This window comes from Flavobacterium sp. GW821-FHT12A05 (assembly GCF_058807735.1).
The window spans coordinates 580,218-599,598 of record NZ_JBXAQY010000002.1; the positions used below are offsets into that span (position 1 = coordinate 580,218).

13 protein-coding genes are annotated in these 19,381 nt (G+C 34.7%); 5 read left to right on the top strand and 8 right to left on the bottom strand.

The window, feature by feature from the left end:
- Positions 1–6: 6 nt before the first annotated feature.
- Positions 7–2,055, top strand: coding sequence for a M16 family metallopeptidase (locus tag AC1RRQ_RS05865; RefSeq protein ID WP_493022083.1), 2,049 nt, complete (start codon positions 7–9; stop codon positions 2,053–2,055).
- Between the two features lie 206 nt (positions 2,056–2,261).
- Here the strand turns inward: AC1RRQ_RS05865 and AC1RRQ_RS05870 are convergent, their stop codons facing one another.
- Positions 2,262–3,128, bottom strand: coding sequence for a DMT family transporter (locus tag AC1RRQ_RS05870; protein ID WP_493022084.1), 867 nt, complete (start codon positions 3,126–3,128; stop codon positions 2,262–2,264).
- A gap of 101 nt (positions 3,129–3,229) precedes the next feature.
- On the opposite strand from AC1RRQ_RS05870, the gene AC1RRQ_RS05875 reads away from it, so the two are divergent.
- Entirely contained in the window at positions 3,230–3,607 is a 378-nt protein-coding gene (locus AC1RRQ_RS05875; protein WP_493022085.1) for a heavy-metal-associated domain-containing protein, read from the top strand.
- A gap of 69 nt (positions 3,608–3,676) precedes the next feature.
- On the opposite strand, the gene gldD is transcribed toward AC1RRQ_RS05875, so the two are convergent.
- From gldD to mutY, 4 genes are read right to left on the bottom strand one after another with little or no spacing between them, the layout of a single operon-like run.
- A complete protein-coding gene (gldD, locus tag AC1RRQ_RS05880) occupies positions 3,677–4,237 on the bottom strand; it encodes a gliding motility lipoprotein GldD (RefSeq protein ID WP_493022086.1) in 561 nt (186 codons plus the stop codon).
- Positions 4,238–5,533 carry a gliding motility-associated protein GldE gene (locus AC1RRQ_RS05885; RefSeq protein ID WP_493022087.1) on the bottom strand — a complete coding sequence of 432 codons (1,296 nt, stop codon included), beginning with the start codon at positions 5,531–5,533 and terminating at the stop codon, positions 4,238–4,240.
- A 23-nt stretch (positions 5,534–5,556) separates the two neighbouring features.
- Entirely contained in the window at positions 5,557–5,997 is a 441-nt protein-coding gene (locus AC1RRQ_RS05890; RefSeq protein WP_493022088.1) for a single-stranded DNA-binding protein, read from the bottom strand.
- Positions 5,998–6,033: 36 nt separating this feature from the next.
- The gene (gene mutY, locus AC1RRQ_RS05895; RefSeq protein ID WP_493022089.1) at positions 6,034–7,080 is read right to left on the bottom strand and encodes an A/G-specific adenine glycosylase; all 1,047 of its coding nucleotides are present in this window, start codon (positions 7,078–7,080) and stop codon (positions 6,034–6,036) included.
- A gap of 140 nt (positions 7,081–7,220) precedes the next feature.
- Here mutY and AC1RRQ_RS05900 point away from each other — a divergent pair, with 140 nt between their 5' ends.
- Both AC1RRQ_RS05900 and AC1RRQ_RS05905 read left to right on the top strand, forming a co-directional pair.
- Positions 7,221–7,511 carry an HU family DNA-binding protein gene (locus AC1RRQ_RS05900; protein ID WP_007805026.1) on the top strand — a complete coding sequence of 97 codons (291 nt, stop codon included), beginning with the start codon at positions 7,221–7,223 and terminating at the stop codon, positions 7,509–7,511.
- Between the two features lie 386 nt (positions 7,512–7,897).
- Entirely contained in the window at positions 7,898–9,442 is a 1,545-nt protein-coding gene (locus tag AC1RRQ_RS05905) for an Rne/Rng family ribonuclease (protein WP_035645529.1), read from the top strand.
- A gap of 190 nt (positions 9,443–9,632) precedes the next feature.
- Here the strand turns inward: AC1RRQ_RS05905 and pbpC are convergent, their stop codons facing one another.
- The 3 genes from pbpC to AC1RRQ_RS05920 all read right to left on the bottom strand — a co-directional run bounded on the left by pbpC (position 9,633) and on the right by AC1RRQ_RS05920 (position 18,611).
- A complete protein-coding gene (gene pbpC / locus AC1RRQ_RS05910) occupies positions 9,633–12,008 on the bottom strand; it encodes a penicillin-binding protein 1C (protein ID WP_493022090.1) in 2,376 nt (791 codons plus the stop codon).
- A 209-nt stretch (positions 12,009–12,217) separates the two neighbouring features.
- Positions 12,218–12,808 (bottom strand): transposase, encoded by a 591-nt coding sequence (locus AC1RRQ_RS05915; protein WP_493022091.1) that lies wholly within the window; start codon positions 12,806–12,808, stop codon positions 12,218–12,220.
- Positions 12,809–12,935: 127 nt separating this feature from the next.
- Positions 12,936–18,611, bottom strand: a complete 5,676-nt coding sequence (locus tag AC1RRQ_RS05920; protein ID WP_493022092.1) for an alpha-2-macroglobulin family protein — start codon at positions 18,609–18,611, stop codon at positions 12,936–12,938.
- Positions 18,612–18,829: 218 nt separating this feature from the next.
- On the opposite strand from AC1RRQ_RS05920, the gene AC1RRQ_RS05925 reads away from it, so the two are divergent.
- Positions 18,830–19,360 (top strand): hypothetical protein, encoded by a 531-nt coding sequence (locus AC1RRQ_RS05925; RefSeq protein ID WP_493022093.1) that lies wholly within the window; start codon positions 18,830–18,832, stop codon positions 19,358–19,360.
- Positions 19,361–19,381: the final 21 nt, after the last annotated feature.

The following is a 19,381-nucleotide window of genomic DNA, read 5'->3' on the forward strand; positions in this document are numbered from 1 at the left end:
CGAATCATGAAAAATATACATACTTTTTTAATCCTTTTATTCCTAACTGGAATTATGCAAGCACAAGATCGTCCACAACCAAAACCAGGAAATCCGCCGGTAGTAAACATAAAAAAACCACAAACCTTTGTTTTATCAAATGGCATGAAGGTATTAATTGTTGAAAACCATAAATTGCCTCGTGTAAGTTTTAACCTTACACTAGATAACGCGCCTTTTACTGAAGGAAACAAAAAAGGCGTTGACGAATTAACAAGCAGTTTAATTGGTAACGGAACCCTAAAAACATCAAAAGAAGCTTTTAACGAAGAAATTGATTTTTACGGAGCCAGTATAAACTTTTCATCACAAGGTGCTTATGCCAGTTCACTTTCTAAATATTCAGGACGAGTATTAGAACTTTTAGCAGAAGGAGCTTTACAGCCTAATTTTACTCAAACTGAATTCGATAAAGAAAAAGCTAAATTAATTGAAGGGCTTAAAGCCGATGAAAAAAGCGTTCCGGCAATTGCAAACCGCGTTGTTGATGTTTTAGCTTTTGGTAAAAATCATCCATCTGGAGAATACCTTTCTGAAGAAACCGTAAAAAACGTAACATTAGAAGATGTTAAAAAGAATTACGCTACTTATTTTGTCCCTGAAAATGCCTATCTGGTTATTATTGGAGATGTAAAATTTAAAGAAACAAAAGCAGCTGTAGAAAAACTTTTTAACGGATGGAAAAAACAAGCTGCTCCAAAAGACACCTATCCAAATCCAGAGAACGCATCTAAACTTCAAATTGATTTTGTTGATGTTCCAAATGCAGTTCAATCTGAAATTTCTTTGGTAAATACGGTAAACTTAAGAATGAGCGATCCTGATTTTTTCCCTGCTGTAATTGCAAATCAAATTTTAGGAGGTGATTTCAATAGTTATTTAAACATGAATTTACGCGAACAGCATGCCTGGACTTACGGCGCAAATTCAAGTATTGGAAGCGGAAAATATGTAACTAAATTCAAAGCTTCATCTGCCGTTAGAAACACCGTTACAGACAGTGCAGTTGTTCAATTTATAAAAGAGATTAAAAGAATCCGCACCGAAAGAGTAGATCCAGAAGTTTTAAGAAATGTAAAAGCTGGATATATTGGCCGTTTTGTAATGCAGGTTGAAAAACCGCAAGCCGTTGCCCGATATGCTTTGAATATTGAAACAGAAAAACTTCCGGCTGATTTCTACGAAAAATACATCCAGACAATCAACAACGTAACTGCTGATGATATTTATCGTGTTGCAAATAAATATTTCTTACTAGACAATATGCGTATTGTTATTGCTGGAAAAGGTTCTGATGTAATTGCTGGTTTAGAAAAACTTCAAATTCCAATTTATTATTTTGACAAATACGGAAATCCTGTTGAAAAACCTGCCGTTAAAAAAGAAGCTCCAACAAACATTACAGCAAAAACTGTTTTCGAAAATTACATAAAAGCTATTGGTGGAGAAAAAGCGGTTACAGCCGTAAAAACGCTTTACATGAACGGAACAACAACGGTTCCGCAAGCTCCGGGACCTTTGACTTTTTCTTCAAAATTAGATTCAAAAGGAAAAATGATGATTTCGCTTTCTATGGGAACTATGGATTTAATGAAACAGGTCGTAAACGATAAAGGCGCTTATATCGAACAACAGGGAAAACGCAAAAATCTTGAAGGAGATGATCTTAAAGAAATGAAAGCAAATGCGGCTCCTTTTGAAGAATTACAATTAGTAAAAAGAACTGATTTAAAAGTAAACAGCATTGAACCAATCAACGGAAGCGATGCTTATGCTATAAAAGATGGCAGCACAACTCATTATTATGATGTAAAATCAGGATTGAAAGTTGCAAAATCGAAAGTTCGCGAACAAGGCGGAAAATCAGTTACACAAATAACAAACTTCAACGATTACAGAGAAGTAAAAGGTGTAAAAGTTCCTTTTAACTTAGTTCAGAATATCGGTTTTGAATTAGATATTAAAATGTCTGATATCAAGATTAACGAAGGAGTTTCGGATAAAGATTTTCTTTAGAAGAGGTTCAAAGGTACTGAGGGACTAAGGTTCTGAGAGACTAAGGTGCTAAGGCGCTAAGATTTTAAGAGCTTTGTCAAAGTTTAAAACTTTGACAAAGCTCTTTTTTATTTCTCGTTTGTCAGGCTGAGCGAAGTCGAAGCCCCTTCACTCCTAACTCCTAACCCATAACTCATAACTCATAACTCATAATTCATAACTAAAAATCACTTCTTAGCCGATAAATAAACTCCAATCAAAATAATAAAAGCACCAAAAAACTGAATTGGCGTCAGCATTTCATTATCTAATAATCCCCAGAAAAAAGCGACTATCGGGATTAAATACGTTACGGAAGTTGCAAAAACAGGCGAGGAAATCTGAATTAATTTAAAGAACAAAACATTCGCAATTCCAGTCCCTAAAATCCCCAAAATCATAACAAAAAGTATCGAATGCTGTGCCGTTTCAAGATGCATTCTCTGCGAAAAATCTGTTGTACCAAGAATGATTAAAGCCGGAATAAGCAATACCGCGAAATTTCCTGTTGTGATGCTCAACGAATTTAAATCAGATAAATATTTCTTAATCAAATTGACATTTACAGCATAACTAAGCGTAGCAATAACAACCAAAATAACATAATAGTAATTCTGTCCCGGATGCGACGATGCTCCGCTTAAAACCAATAGTAAACAACCAGCTAAACCAACAAAAACTCCCAAAACCTGTCTCTTTTGAAATTGGATTCCGAAAACAAGAATTCCTAAAATCAACGTATTTAAAGGTGTAAGCGAATTTAAAATCGCCACAATAGAACTGTCAACTTCGGTTTCGGCAATGGCAAAAAGAAAAGCCGGAGTAAAAGTCCCGAAGAAAGACGTTATGGCGACAAATTTCCATTGTCGGCGCGAAATTTTACTTAAGCTTCTAAAACCAACAATCAACAAAAAAAGTGCTGCAAAAATGATTCGGAACGAACCAACCTGAATTGCGGTTAAGCCAACCAATCCTCTTTTGATTAAAATAAAAGAACTTCCCCAAATCAAGGACAAGACCAGCAAGTAAGCCCACTTTAATTGTTTTGCATCCATATAAACTATTTTCCTGCAAATTTGTACTATTTTTGTGAACTGACCTCTCGTTTTTTACTAATTTTGCAAAGAACACAATTACTCAATTAAAATCATATATAATGAAATTTACAAAAATCATAGCTTCGCTTGCCATCGCTGGTTTAGTATTCGTTAGCTGCAAAAAAGAAGAAGATAAAAATCTGGCTAATATAAAACCTCTGGAAGCAGCTTCTAAAGAACACAAAGCAATTGCAGCTGAAAATGTACAAACTGCAAGCTTCGAAATTGAAGGAATGACTTGTGCAATGGGATGTGCCAAAACAATCGAAAAAGAATTATCTAATTTAGACGGCGTTGAAAAAGCTACTGTAGATTTCGACAAAAAAACCGCTACTGTTGTATTTGACAAAACGGTTCAAAATCAGGAAAACTTAACTAAGACAGTTCAGGGAACCGGAGACGGAAAAACATATAAAGTTTTAAACTTCAAATCGTAAGCTCAAAGCTTTACCAAAACAAAAACGGCGTTCAAATTTGAACGCCGTTTTTGTTATTTCTTTTATTTCTTATTTCCACTTTAAAGTTTCCATTAATCGCTGCATATCATTTTTGATATAACTTGCAGCCGGCATAATCGAATCGAAATTAGGTTTTGCATAAAAATAAACCGATCCTGTTATAAAATGTCTCGTACTATCGGTAACATAAAACTGAGAGTTTGTAGCTGCATTTCCGTCAACCTGATAAAACATTCCGTATACTTTCTTTTCAGGGTTTAAATACGGCTGTTCTAAAATATCATCGGCTTTAATAACGTGTTCGTAAGTTAGCTTTTGAGCATCTTTTAAAAGCTTCTCAATATCGCCATTTACAGGCTTATACGTTAAATATATCGTTGCTTTCATCTTTGGATAGGTAATCGCAAATCCGCACTCTTTTTCGCCTTTAATAACCGCATCTTCATTCATCTGAAAAGCAAACGGGCAATTGTTTTCAAAATTGACATATTTCGCCTCAGGATAATCTAATCTTAAAAAACTTGCAGGTTTTGGCAGCACATCGTCTTTACAGCTTACAACCGTTAGTGTCAGCAAAATTAACGCGACCGAAATTATTCTTTTAAACATTTATTCTATTGTTACTTTTATTTGTTTTACACGCTTTTTATCGACGGTTTCTATTGTAAAAACACAGTTTTCAAAAGCTACTTTTTGATCTTTTTTAGGGAAATTGCCTAAAATTTCCAGAATAAATCCGGCCAATGTTTCGGCTTCGCCTTTACGAGACTCGAAAATATCTTCATTAACATCGACAATCCTGTAGAAATCTTTAAGGTTAATTTTTCCTTCAAACAGAAAATTCTTTTCATCGATTTGAGAAAAATTTAAATTCTCATCATCAAATTCATCGCTTATATCGCCTACTATTTCCTCGATTACATCTTCTAAAGAAACTAATCCGGAAGTTCCGCCATATTCGTCGACCACAATTGCCAGGTGACTTTTAAGACTCTGAAAATCTTTTAATAAGTTGTCAAGCTTTTTATTCTCAGGAACAAAAAACGGTTCTCTTATTAAAGAAGCCCAGTCAAAATCGTCTTTATCAATATGAGGCAGTAAATCCTTAACAAACAAAACGCCTTCTATCTGGTCAATATTATCACGATAAACGGGAATTCTCGAAAATCCTTTCTCGATTATTTTAGGACAGATTGCCGAAAACGGTTCTGATATTTCCAAAGCAAATATATCAATCCTTGGACTCATAACCTGCTTGGTATCGGTATTTCCAAAAGAAACAATTCCTTCTAATATTTTTTGTTCCTCTGTTGATGTTCCTTCAGAATCTGTTAATTCCAATGCCTGAGAAAGCTGGTTTATAGAGAAATTATTCTTTTGTTTTCCTAATTTATTGTGCAAATATAAAGTAACGCTGCGCATAGGCAAGCTTATTGGCGAGAGTAATTTATCTAAAATTGAAATGGAGTAAGCAAAACGCTTGGCAAATTTTACGTTGTTTCGGCTTGCGTAAACCTTTGGCAGCACTTCTCCAAACAATAAAATTAAGAAAGTAACCAGAGCTACTTCTAAAATAAATTTTAAAACAGCAGAGTCTATGCCTCCAAAAATATTTCTTCCTATAAAAGAGAACAGGATAACAACTCCAATATTTAAAAAATTATTAGCTACTAATAATGTTGCTAAAAGTTTTTTGGGTTTATCCAGTAAATCAGAAATAATTTTTCCTTTTGAACCATTTTCCTGAAGCGTCTCGTCGATATCTTTTTGAGATAAAGAAAAAAGTGCAACTTCGGCACCTGAAACAATTGCTGACAAAAACAGCAAAATAAATATTCCGACAAAACCAATTATCAAATTGATGTCTAAAGTGGTATTTAAAAATAAACTGGGCTCCGGGTCCAAATTACATAAGATTAGTTAAACAATCAAAAAGGCAGGTCGTTTATAGGCAGGCCTTCGCTGGGAGCATCAAAGTTAGTATTTTTTGTTGATTCCTGATCGTGATTTTGTCTCTGATTTGAAGTTTCTTTTTTGGTAGTCAGAAAAGTAAACTCCGTAACCTGAATTTCGGTTGTGTATTTTGTAGTTCCGTCTTCTGCCTGCCATTGACGTGATTTTATACGTCCTTCAATATATATTTTATCTCCTTTAGAAAGGTATTTTTCGCAAATTTCTGCAGCTTTATTGCGCACAACAAGATTGTGCCACTCTGTAGAGGTTATTTTTTCGTTGGTTGTTTTATTAATATAAACTTCATTTGTAGCCAGCTGAAAGCGGCCAATACAGTTTCCTCCATCAAAATAATGCATTTTTACATCATCACCCAAATGCCCAATAAGCATGACTTTATTTAATGTTCCATTCATAGTTTTTGGTTGTATTTCTATCAAAGATACATTTTTTTAGCAAATTATTTCCTGCTTTTCTATAAAATTGTAAATAACAATTGGAAAAGGAAAAGTTTTTAATTGTACGGAATTAATACCGTTTTCGATTGTTTCTTTAATTTTAATTTTCCAAAACTGAATATGAAGATGTTGGTGCGAAAGTTTATGAATTACGGTCGCTTCACTGCATTCTTCTATACCTATTATAGTATAGGAAGAAAATATATTTTTTGATGTCGCTTCTGAAACATAGTTAAAATCTACAATTTCGCTGGTTTCCAAAAGAGGAAACTCATACAGATTATGCCAGATGCCTTTTGCAGTTCTTTTTTGAATAGAAGTATTTCCTAAAACATCTTCTAAAATCAAATAATTAAAAAACCGATTAGTAACTTTTACTTTTTTAGATTTTACAGGAAGACTGTCCACTTTCTTTTTCTGTAACGCCAAGCAGCTGTCATTAAAAACACAAATCGAACAATTTGGACTTTTAGGCACGCATTGCAGTGCTCCAAATTCCATTATCGCCTGATTAAAAACTGCTGGGTTATCTTTTGGCATTAATTCATAAGCCAATTTCGTAAATTCTTTTTTGGTTGCCGGCAGGGCGATATCCAATTCTAAATCAAAATAACGGGAAAGCACACGAAATACATTTCCGTCGACAACAGGAACGGCTTCATTATACGAGAAAGAAGCAATTGCGCCCGCTGTATACTCGCCTACTCCTTTTAAATGAAGTAATTCTTTATAGGATTGAGGAAATATTCCGTTTAAATCGAAAGCAATATATTTAGCAGTTTGATGCAAATTTCTTGCGCGGGAGTAGTATCCTAGTCCCTGCCAAAGCTTTAAAACCTGTTCTTCGGATGCATTTGCCAAATCAAAAACAGTAGGAAATTCCTTTGTAAATGCAAAAAAGTAAGGCATTCCTTGCGCAACTCTCGTTTGCTGGAGCATAATTTCTGAGAGCCAAATTTCGTACGGATTGGCCGTTTTTCGCCATGGGAGATCACGTTTGTTTTGTAAATACCATTTTATCAGTTTGTTATGAAAATCCATCGGCAAATCATTAAAATGCAAAAGTAAATGTTTATGTAATTAAAATTTAACGAATTAGCTTGATTAATTATTTTTTTAATTCCTATATTTGCAAACTCAAAAAAATAGTACACCATTTATAAAATAAAATAGGAAAGAAAATGACGAAAGCAGATATCGTAGCGAAAATTTCGGAAAAACTAGGTCTTGAAAAAGGAGATGTTCAAGCAACAGTAGAAACGTTCATGGAAGAAGTTAAAACTTCTTTAGAAACTGGAGACAATGTTTACCTAAGAGGTTTTGGTAGTTTTATTGTAAAAACTAGAGCTGAAAAAACTGGTAGAAACATCTCTAAAAACACGACAATCAAAATTCCAGCACACAACATCCCTGCGTTTAAACCTGCAAAAGTTTTTGTAGAAGGAGTAAAAACGAACAACGAAGCAAAATAATACTATTAATTAACATAAAATCTGACACGATATGCCAAGTGGTAAAAAAAGAAAGAGACATAAGGTAGCTACTCACAAACGTAAAAAAAGAGCGAGAGCTAACCGTCACAAAAAGAAAAAGTAGTTTTAAACTACTTTTTTCTTTTTAAACGTTCATTGAAATTGGAATTTAGTCTCAGTCAACAGTCACAGTATGCAGCCTAAAACTGCTAACTGATACTGAAAACTGCCAACTAAAATTCCCCCGGGTTCAATACCTGTTAAAATATTGTTTAATCCATCTGTAGATAAGATTTTAGATTTTAGACTTAAGATTTTAGATTTTTATTAATCTATACTCTTCTCTCTTTTTCTATTTTCTGAAAAAACAGATAAAAATTTACAGTGTGAATAAAGAATTAATCATTAGATCTAGTTCTGAAGCCGTAGATTTTGCCTTATTAAAAGATGGAAAACTAATTGAATTACACAAAGAAGAAGAGAAAAGCAACTTTCAGGTTGGTGATATTTTTATTGCCAAAATCAGGAAACCAGTTGCCGGACTTAATGCTGCTTTTGTAAATGTAGGCTTCGAAAAAGACGCCTTTTTACATTATCATGACTTAGGACCAAACTTAGCTTCTCAGCTGAAATTCATAAAACTTGTAAGCGCAGGTAAAATAAAAGATTTCTCCCTAAAAACCTTTCAGTTTGAAAAAGAGATTGACAAAGATGGCATCATTACTGATATTTTAAGTGCCAATCAATCTGTTTTAGTTCAAGTAGTTAAAGAACCTATATCGACCAAAGGCCCAAGAATAAGTGCTGAGCTTTCATTGGCTGGAAGATTTATCGTTCTAGTTCCTTTCTCTGACCGAGTTTCTATTTCTCAAAAAATAGAAGACAAAAAAGAAAAGGATCGTCTAAAAAAACTTGTTCTATCGATCAAACCAAAAGGATTTGGTGTTATTGTTCGTACAGTAGCCGAAGGCAAAAACGTAGCCGAATTAGAAAAAGATTTGCAGAACCTGCTTGGCAGATGGTCTGCAATGTGTAAAAAATTACCAACTGCTCATCATCCATCAAAAGTATTAGGAGAGCTTAACAGAGCTTCTTCGATATTAAGAGATGTATTCAACGATACCTTCAGCGGTATTCAAATAGATGACGAAGAGTTGTACCATCAAACGAAGGAATATCTGCAAGAAATTGCACCTTCAAAACAATCGATTGTTAAGTTTTATCAATCAAATGACACTCCAATTTTTGAGAAATACAATATAGAGAGACAAATCAAAACTTCTTTTGGCAGAACCGTTTCTATGAGTAAGGGCGCTTACCTTATTATCGAACACACTGAAGCTCTTCACGTTATTGACGTAAACAGCGGAAACCGTTCGAATAAAGCGACCAACCAGGAAGACACGGCCATGGAAGTAAATATGATTGCTGCAGCAGAAATCGCAAGACAACTTCGTCTGCGAGATATGGGCGGTATAATCGTAGTTGATTTTATCGATATGTCTAATCCTGAAAACAGGAAAGTTTTGTTCGACTTCTTGCGAGAAGAAATGAGCGACGATAAAGCAAAGCATAAAATATTACCGCCAAGTAAATTTGGTTTAGTCCAGATTACAAGACAGCGAGTAAGACCAGAAGTTAATATAAAAACAAGAGAAGAAGATCCTAATAAAGTCAACGGTGAGATTGAAGCACCAATATTAATAATTGACAAGATCACTTCTGATTTAGAAAGACTTCTAAAAACCCACAATAAAGTTGTGTTAAACACACATCCTTTTGTGGCTGCATACCTCAGCAAAGGTTTTCCATCATTACGTTCAAAATGGTTTTTTGAACATAAGAAATGGGTGAAAATCATACCTCGTGACGCTTACACGTACTTAGAATACCATTTCTATGATAAAAAAGGAAATGTTATTTCAGAATAAATTAAAAACCGTCTCGTTTTTTAACGAGACGGTTTTTTTGTGCCTTTTTTTTAGCCACGAATTCACGAATTATTGTAAAACTATTTTGATGTCACCCTGAGCGAAGTTGAAGGGCACTCCAATTGGTACGTGGGCTTCGACTTCGCTCAGCCTGACAAAAAGCTTGGAATTTGGAATTTTCTTTAAATTTTTATTCCCTAACAATCTCAATTCTGCGTCTGATTTCATTCCCGGAACCATCTACAACGGTAATATAATGAATTCCTGTTGTTGGTGTAATGGGCAGTTCATGAAAAGTTTTGGTTGTTGCTTTATATACATCATCAACATACCAGAATAATTCTTTATCTCTTTCAGAATACGCTACTTTTAAAATTACCGGCTGTACATTGCTGTTAAAATCCTTGGTTAAGTAGATTTTGCTGTTTGCTTTTGGATAAATAAAATCCATTGTGGTGGTTTGCGTTCCTTCGCAGCCTTCTTTAAATGGAGGCAAAGGCAGATATTCGATATGCTGGCTTTTGTAATACCAAGCCATGACCGGAGGCAGTACAAACCAATTTTTAGTTACAATATTTTCGACACTTTCGCAGCTGCTGTTTACTTGAAATTGTTCTGTTTTATCTAAATGAATGGTTTTATGATACGGACAAACCTTTGTCGATTTTCCTTTTTTAGAAACCCACTGTTTGATTTTCGGACAATTTTCTTTTGCTAAATAACCGCTTAAACGGCAAACCTCAACTTCGGACAAATCTTTATAAGGCGTATCAAACCATCTTTGTCTTGGCAGTAAATTAAAAACGTCGAATAAAATTGGTGCGGCGCTGGTAACTCCAGTTAATGTCGGACGTCCTTCTCCTGTTGCATTTCCAACCCAAATTCCAACTACGTATCTGGAATTTGTTCCTATTGCCCATGCATCTCTATTCCCAAAACTTGTTCCTGTTTTCCAGGCAATTTTCAATGAGCTGTCATAAAACTTCCAGGCTTCGTCTCCTTCTGGTCTGTTAACTTCTTCCATTGCGTTATACGTTAACCAAATTGATCCTGCACCCAAAATATTCTTCTGATCAGTTTCTGATCCAAAATCGGGCTTAAAATCATTTTTATAATTTAGTTCTGTAAACTCATTTGTTCGGTATTTATCCTGATGCTTAGAGTAGTAATTTAATGTCGAAGACAAATTAGCGTAGGTTCGGCATAAATCCCACAAATTACTCTCGGCTCCGCCCAAAATAAGCGATAATCCATAATGATCCGGCGTTTTATTAATATTCTTTAATTTGAATTTTTGCAGTTCTTCATAAAACTTATTTACCGTAAATTCCTGAAGCATTAAAACGGCCGGAATATTCAACGAACGCGACAAAGCTCTATGAGCAGGCACCGCGCCATCAAAAGTGAGATTGAAATTTTGAGGCGTATATCCGGAAATCTGCGTTGGAATATCTGCTACTAAAGTATTAGGCAATAATTCGCCGTCATCTAACATTGCACCGTATAAAAGCGGTTTTAAGATGCTTCCTGTACTTCTTGGCGCATCAATAATATCAACATCTTTTTGATGATCTTTGTCTGTTGGAGCGTTCCCAACATAACTCATTACATTTCTATTTTGAACATCAATTACCAAAATAGCCAGATTATGAACTTCATTTTGTTTGTACTGATTGTAATAATACCTCGCGATTTGATTCACTCTGTTCTGCAGCGCATAATCAATCGTGGTTTTTACTCTGGTTCCTTCTTCATTTTTGGCTGTTCTCTGCAATAAATGCGGTGCAATTTGCGGCAGATCGTACGGTTTTTGAGGCAAAGGTTCTTCTACCGAAAGCTCATAAGTCTGCTTGTCGATTACTCCTTCTTTATGCAGTTTTAGCAAAAGCTGATTGCGTTTGTTGAGTAATTTTATCTGATTTTTTCCGGGGTAAATTAAACTTGGCGCATTAGGCAAAACGGCCAAAACTGCATTTTCTGCCCACGATAATTGATTCGACTGCACGCCAAAATACCGCCACGAAGCCATTTCCAGTCCTACAACATTTCCTCCAAATGGTGCATGGGCTGCATACATTTCGAGAATTTCATTTTTAGAATAACCCAACTCTAGTCTGGTTGCGAGAATAATTTCGATTATTTTTTCAAAATAGGTTCTGTTTTTTCCTTTTCGGGATAATCGGATTACCTGCTGGGTTAAAGTACTTCCTCCCCTAACCACTTTTCCTGCTTTTCTGTTTTGTTTAAAAGCATTTACCATGGCAACCGGATTAAATCCCGGATGTTTATAAAAATATTCGTCTTCAAAATAAACAATACATTTTTTGAATTTATCCGGAACGCTGTCCTGCGCAGGAAAACGCCATTGTCCGTCGCGGGCAATTTTAGCGCCGAGTAATTCTCCTTCTCTACTTTCAATAACGGTCGAGTAAGGTTCTTTAAATAAAGTTCGGGGTATCGAAAAATAGTAAATCAGCAAGAGCACAAATGCAATTGCTGATTTTATTTTATTTCTTTTTATCCAGTTTATAATGCGTTGGAAAAACGCTATAAGTTTATTTTTCAAAATTACATTGTTGTTTCGTATCCTAACAGGTTTTAAAAACCTGTTAGGTATTCCTTATCCATTCCAAAAAAACATCTTCTTTATCTAGCAATATCTAACAGGTTTGAAAACCTCTTATATATTCCTTATTCATTCCAAAAAAAACATCTTCTTTATCTAAAATACCTAACAGGTTTTGGAAACCTGGTAGGATAGTCGAATACAATTTTCTATTGGTCAAGTAAATTTACATCATTAAGAACTCCTTCATAAATTAACTTCCTTTCATCATGACAAAATATAAAATTTTCTAAATCGTTAAATAATTCCAGAATAAATTCCCGATCAAGACTGCTTTGTTTGTCCGATAAATAAGAACGATAAGATGAATGTCTATACGATTGAAAATCCTTAGAAAACTTATGTTTTACAGGATTCAAATGAACATACATGATTAATTGTTTCAAATATTTTTCACTTTCAATCCTATTCCTTTGCAAATGTTCCTGAAACAAACTTCCAGTTCTATCATAAGCCTTATTTATACTTTTATAATAAGAATTGAATAAATTCGAAAATGGTAAATGTATCTTTTCTTTAAACTTTTCGGGTAGGTCAATTTTATCTTTTATTCGCAGAACAATATGAAAATGATTTTTGAGCAAACAATAAGCATAAACATCGGCAATTGGCAAAATATATTTTTTAAGTTTTTCTAAAAAATAATTGTAGTTTTTCTCTTCAATAAAAATATTCTCACTATTATTTCCTCTATTATAAACATGATAATATTGGCCTGCCTCAAAAACATCCTTCTCCACAATCTTATTCTTTTTATTATCCTAACAGGTTTCCAAAACCTGTTAGGTATGTTTTTTTCTTCTTCTAAAAACTTAATATAATACCTAACAGGTTTTGGAAACCTGTTAGGATATGTGTACTAATAATTTATTTCACAACCTCAACCCAGAACCCTTTTGTTCTGGCTAGGAATGTATTATCATACATTGCTTCGCATTGTAAGCCAGGCAGATAATAATTCCCTAAATATGATGCGTTTAGCAGAATTCGGAAAACTTTGGTTTCTCTTGATTTCATTCCGAAGTAGAAATTGGTTCTATCGTCGCGAATGTCAATATAGTCGGCAATATTATTTACTGCATCTCCGTAATCCGTAAAACGCGTATTGACAATTTCGAATCCGGAAGGCAGAATTTGAGATAACGCGACATTTTGAACACTTTCTCCTCTTTGGTTTTTAATGGTAACTTCGGCAATAAATTCTGTTCCCTGACTAATTCTCGAAACATTAATTACGCCTCCTTTTCTGTCTTTGAACACAATACTAGCCGAAACATCACTTTGAACCGCATTTTCTTGTCCTATTGGTAATATTCCAGTATTTAGAACACGAACATAAATCGTATTGTTTTTGTTGCTTTTCAGCGTAATACTATTAGTCCCTGACGAAACTGACAAACTACGATCTGCAACCGATTTACTAGTATTTATTGTTTCTTCTTTTCCGTTTTTACTAAACTGAATATTGATTCCTTTTGGACCGTTGCTGATTGCAAATTTCGACATCGAATACAAACAATACGCAGTTGTCTGCGTGCTCATCCATTGATTAGCCGACATTTCTTTGGCTAGTTTTACCGCCATTGCAAATGCTTTTTGCGTTTGTCCTAAAAGCAGCATTGTTTCCAGCGCCATTGCTCTGTTCCTTTCGCTTGAACCATAATAGTAATAATTGTATCCGTCTGAATCTCCATCAATACTTGTTTTTAGGAATAAACTCTGCCCTGCCGATTTTTGTCCGGCTAAAACATACGCAGCTGCCAAACGAAGTTTACTTTCGTTCGAAATACCTTTTGTTTCACGAAGTCTGTTCATGGCAGATAAATCAGCATTTCCTGCTAAAGCCAAAGTATATAATCTATACGCCTGAGCCAAATCATTTCCGTATTTTGGTTCAAAACGCCATTGTTTTGCTTCTTTTTGCTGATATGAAAGCCATTTTGATTTGAAATTAATTGGCAGTACATATCCTTTTTTCTCTGCTTCAATTAAGAAATGTCCAGCGTAAGAAGTTCCCCAATCATCAGCAATTGCATTCCCCTGCCAGTAAGGCAATCCGCCGTTTGATAACTGAAAGTTGCCCAATCTTGCAATTCCGGCTGTGATATTCTTTTGAATGATTTCTTTGCGTTTAGTATCAATATCAGCAACATCGCCTAAAAATAATTGCGGGAAAACCGATGATGTTGTCTGCTCTACGCAACCATGCGGATACTGAATTAAAAATTGCATTCTTCCGTTCAAATTCATTGATGGCATAGACGAAACTTCTAATCTCGCTTTATTACTTCCAGCCACTCCAAATGTTTTCCACGAAAGTGTTTTAGTGCTGTTTGGAGCCAATATAATATCGGTAAAAGTACTCGTAACCGGATTTGGATTTGTCATATCGATTTCAACCTCATAAACCGATTTTTCGGTTCCTGAAGTCGCGATTACCTGCACTTTTGCAATTCCGGTTGCAGCGCCAACAACTAAATTGAAATAAGCCATTTTTTCGTCTGGCTGTGCAAAACTCAGTTTTTGAACGGCACTTCCAGCTACTTTTAATCCGTTGCTGGTTTTTATCTGAATTGAAACGTTTTTGATTTTATTCTCGGTAGCAAAAACAGTCACCGGAAGTGTCACTTTTTCTGATGGCGAAATTTTTCTCGGCAACGAAGCTAAAACCATCAACGGACTCTTAACCTGAGTCGCTTTTTCTACGCTTCCGTAAGCACTTGTTGCAGCATCTCCGGCAACTACCATCGTTCTAACCGAACCAATGTATTTTGGTAATTTTAATTGATGTGATTTCGTTTCTCCTTTTCCTAATTTAAACGGACCGTAATACAATACAACCGGTTTAAAACGGTTTGCTTTTTTAGCTTTTCCACCACCTAAATCCTGATCTCCTCCAATACTGAAAATCTGATTTATTTTTCCGCCATAAGCGCCAATTACATCATCGTAAACATCCCATGTTTTTACTCCAAGTGCTTCACGAACATAAAAACTATCCCATGCATTTGGTGTTTTAAAACGGGTTAAGTCTAAAAGCCCTTCGTCGACAACCGCAATTGTATACGTCATTTCTCTGCCTGATTTCTCGCCTACTTTAACAGTAAACGGCTGTTCTGGTTTCAAGACATCCGGCATATTAAGGGTTGGTGCCAAAATGGTATTTTTATCTACTACTTCAATTGGCACGATTCCGTACATACGAATTGGCGAATCGTTTTTAGTCGAAGCGTGAGGCTGTAATAATGTAATATTAAAATAAACATTTGGCGCCATTGCTCCGGTAATTGGAACTTCGACTTTTGTCTCGCCATTTTTAGTTTCTGCCCAAAGCGTCTGCACTACTCTTGAACCGTTTTCTATAGAAATCAAAGCACGTCCACCTTCACTTGATGGGAAAGATATTTGTGCTTTTTCTCCAACGGCGTAATTTTTCTTATCTGTAGAAAAAACTAACATATTGGCTGTAGAAGCATCTCTGTTACGTGTTTTTCCAGACCAAATTGGCCAATCGATATTTACGGTTAAAGCTGCTGCATGACCATCTTGCTGATCTGAAACTCGAATTAAATAACGTCCCCATTCTTCATCAGTCAAGGTAAATTGAATACTTCCTTTTCCGTTTGAATCCGTATTAACTATAAAAGTTTTATAGGAAGTTGTAGCATTCGACGAATTATAATTAGATAAATTATCGCTTGATGAATCCCACCACCAGCGCCAATCTACTTTAAATACTTTTACTTCCAGATTTCTAACCGCTTTTGGTCTTCCGTTTTCATCAACCGTAACAATATCAAAACGATTTGCTGTTCTGGTTTCAAGCATACTGTATTTGTTTGGTTCAGGTGCTTTAAGCCCGACATAGGTTTTGTATGGCGAATAGGTTGTCGAAATAACATCGGTACTAAAATCACCACCTTCTTCGTATACTTTTGTGATAAACGAAGCACGCAGCATTCCCGGTGCCTGACCTTGTAATCTTGGCTGAATGTTGACTGATGCTTTTCCGTTTTCGTTTAATTTCCCTGAAAAAACATTGATTTCTTCTGTACTAAACTGACGAACCAAATCATCAAAAGTATATTTTTCATATCCTTTAAAAGTCGTAGTCTGCTGCGAGAACTTAGCCTGCATTTCTACATTCAGGTTCTTTGCAATAGCGCCATGAAGCCAAGTTACTTCTATATTATCTGTATTTGGATACGATGATGAAAGTGTTTTTCTGGTAAATGTATTTTTGATTTTTAAACGATTTGGTTTAATCGTTTCTATTTTAATGCTTTTATAGAATCTTGCGCCTCCTACACTTACCATGGCTTCCCAATTTCCGGTTGGCGCGTCCTGATTGGTAGGAACCGTAAAGGCATAATGATTTAAGTCATTTGCTTTTTGAACCGTTTGATAAACCGTTTTTCCGTTCGGGTCATTCAGCCTAAATTTAATTGGATGCGATTTTGGAAGTTTATTCGAAGCATCATTTAAAATAAAAGACAAATACAAATTATCTCCCGGACGCCAAACACCTCTTTCTCCGTAAATAAATCCTTTCAATCCTTTTTGTAAAGTCTCTCCGGCAACATCAAAATTACTAACCGATAACGAAAGTCCGTCGTCAAGTTTCACATAAGTAGACTGATCGCCTAAAGTAACAATCGCAAAATAAGCAAATTTATCCAGCTGGAAAGAGGCAATTCCTTCACTGCTTGTCGCTTGCGAGGCTATTTTTTGCTGTTGAAAATTATACAAATCTACTCTTGCGTTTGATACTGGTTCTGTCGTAACGATATTATTTACAGCAAATAAATACGATTTATTTTCTCCTCTTTTGGCAATAACGCCTAAATCTGAAGCCAAAATATTGGTTGCAATTTTGGCATTATAATAATACGATCCTGTACACGGATCCTGACTTTCTCTCCAGTCGTAATCATCATAGTAATAATCGTCGTAAGAGTTACCGCTGTAGTTTACATCATTTTCATCTACTTCTTCTTCCTCTGTTTCGTCATCATTTCCGTCTGATGTTTCGCATTTATAAAGCGAATATTTCTTTTTATATTCAAATTCAACTCTGTAAATTGCTCCCGGTTCTGGTTTGATAATTTTAGATAAATCTAAAGCATACGTATTCCATTTGGTAAGATTTACGAGTGTGCTTTCTTTTAAATTAAGAGTCGTTTTAGCAATTGGCTGCGCTACTTTCTTAAGATTTTGTCCGCCGTTTAATTCATTGTACTGAAGAAACTGCAGAATATTGTTTTTGTAAATTTTATACACTTTTACATCAACAGCACTCAAGTTTACAGCTTCAAAATTTAATTTTAAATTATTTGAACTCGGCAGAATCGTTCCGTTTTTAATAAAACGAACATTTGGTTTTATCTGGTCGAAAGAAATTTTCTCTGTATAGTTCGCTTCCATTTTTTTGCCGTACTGGCTTTCAATTCCCTGAAAAACTTCCAGAAGCAATTCTCCCGTAATCACTTGCTCCGGTTCTTGGTCTGGAACAACCTCTACTATATCTTCAACCTGAGCAGTATCTACCGATACAGCTGCTGAGTCTACGGCAACTGCTGCAGAATCTACTGTTACAGCGGCAACTTCTTCAACAACCGGAGCCGGCTGTTCTTTTTTGGCTGCCGCTTCATTTGTAAAATATACCTTTAATAAATTTCCTTGTGTAGAAAATTTCAAGTTATTGGTGTTTTGAATGGAAACTAATCCTTTAAAATCCTGACCTTTTTCTAATGGTTCAGAAAAATTAATTAAAACCTGCTGATTGTTTCCGTCCGGAACCTCAACTTTTACAATTTTAAATTCGTTTATGCTCGTAATAGGAAAATCGATTTGCCCTTTTTGATCGATATCAAAATCATTTCCATCGTAAATAATTTCAAGATTTGATGCTTCTGAATGACGCTGAATACTGTCTATTATAAAACGGAATTCTTTTGCAGGACCGGATACTTTCTCAAATTTAACTTTAAGATCATTCCCTTTTTGTTTGGCCTCAACTAATTTTTTTGCTGTTTCAAGATCAATATTATCTGCTGTTTTTAAAACGCAGTTTAAATATTGGTATTCTTTGTTGTACGATTGAATATCACCTGTATTTATGGTAAAATCCTGTTTAACCGTTTTAACCGTAAAGTTGAATTTAGACAACTCTTTTTCTTTCTCTTTCGGAATAGCAGTCAGTTTATCCAGGTTTAAAGTAACTTGGTATTCTGTTCCTGCTTTTAGCTTTTTCTCCGGAATAAACGCAATTGTATTGGTAGAAAGCGCTACCACTTTTCCGTGAACGTTTGGTGAAATATCAAACAAATCGTCATCTAATTCCTGATTGGGTTTCCAGTCGTTTTTATCGAAAGCCAAAACCACACGAATATCAGAATCCGAAGAAACGATGCCGCCCGTAAAACTGGTTATATAATCTTTAAATAGTGAAAAATCTGAATTGAAATCTGCCGCCGATTTTCTGCCGCAGGACTGAAAAATAAAAAACACAAAAAATACGAGACTTAATCCTTTTACTTTCACTTTTATCTGGAGTTATGGGTTAGCAATTAGAAATTTAATATAATTTACCATTATCAGCAATAACAGCAAATTACAAATTAAATTACGATAAATGTAAAATATTTTCCCGTTGCTTTAAGAAGAAAATTCTCTAGTAATGATTATTTAACTTTTGTTGAAGTTTTCTAGGAAATTAAATAATAAATATACTATATTTCGTACGTTTTAATTTTTATATGATGCCAAGCAATTCACAAAAATATTCCTCTGAAAATCAATTTATTATTAAAAACAAAAATGTAATTATATATCTTTTAGGTGTAATAATATTTTTCGTTTTAATTATTTTTGCAGATTATTATATTTTACCCGCTTCAAAAACTAATGATGTAATTACTCATTACACTGTTCAAACTTCCGGGAAATCTAAACAAAAAATTTCTTATCACTATTACACACAAAGTGGATTAACTTTTTCTACAGCAAAAGAATTAATTGAAGAAAATAATATCGCAACTGAAACTTCTTTATTATTTAAAATTGTAACAAAGGTTAAGTCTGAAACAAGAGATTATACCAACATACTTTCCAGTGGCTTAAGTATTAATGGAATTCAATTCTATACCTGCCTTATCCTCCTTTTTTCACTGGGAATAAGCATAAAAATACTACTCTCAAAAAACGGTTTTTCTGAAAATACATTTTACAATATTGTCTGTTTTAACGGATTTTTGTTATTTGTATGTCTTTACATGACATACTTATTCTAATACAATAAAAAAACCAGAAAT